Below are 710 nucleotides of genomic sequence, written 5' to 3' on the forward strand. Positions count from 1 at the left end.
GGCCGTGGTTTTTCTGCGGGTGGAGATATTAAATCGATGCTTTCAAGTAATGATGAAAGCAAGTTTGATGGTATTATGAATACTATTTCTGAAGTTGTTGTAACTTTATATACGATGCCTAAGCTTGTGATTAGTGCGATTCATGGACCAACTGCTGGTCTTGGATTAAGTATTGCATTAACAGCTGACTATGTGATGGCGGATATTTCATCCGTTATTGCGATGAACTTTATTGGAATCGCTTTAATTCCAGATGGCGGCGGCCATTTCTTCCTTCAAAAGCGTGTCGGTGAAAATATGACGAAGCAAATTATTTGGGAAGGAAAGAAATTATCAGCAACAGAAGCGCTTGATATCGGCTTAATTGATGAAGTAATCGGCGAGGATTTCCAAACGGCTGTGAAGCAAAAAATTAGTGAATGGTCACAAAAGCCGATTAAAGCGATGATTCAAACGAAGCAAATTTTATGTGAAGTAAATCGTTCTAATTTAGAACAAACGCTGCAACTTGAAAAACGCGGTCAATATGCGATGAGACAAACAGCGGATCATAAAGAAGGCATTGCAGCATTTTTAGAAAAACGTTTGCCAGCATTTAAAGGAGAATAAAGTGAAATTTTGATTAATGGTAGTTTTACTGCCGGTTAATTTAAGGTAAAGGGGAGAAAGTGCTAACACATTTTAGTATAATTGTGTTAGCACTTTTTTTA

At 37.2% G+C, this 710-nt stretch carries 1 protein-coding gene; it reads left to right on the forward strand.

Annotated elements, in window-relative coordinates; genetic code table 11:
* The coding region (locus KI369_RS27645; protein WP_212958812.1) for an enoyl-CoA hydratase at nucleotides 1-609 on the forward strand (609 nt) is incomplete at its 5' end.
* Between the last annotated feature and the right edge of the window lie 101 nt (nucleotides 610-710).

The sequence above is a fragment of the Bacillus sanguinis genome, assembly GCF_018332475.1.
Taxonomy (GTDB): Bacteria; Bacillota; Bacilli; order Bacillales; family Bacillaceae_G; genus Bacillus_A; species Bacillus_A sanguinis.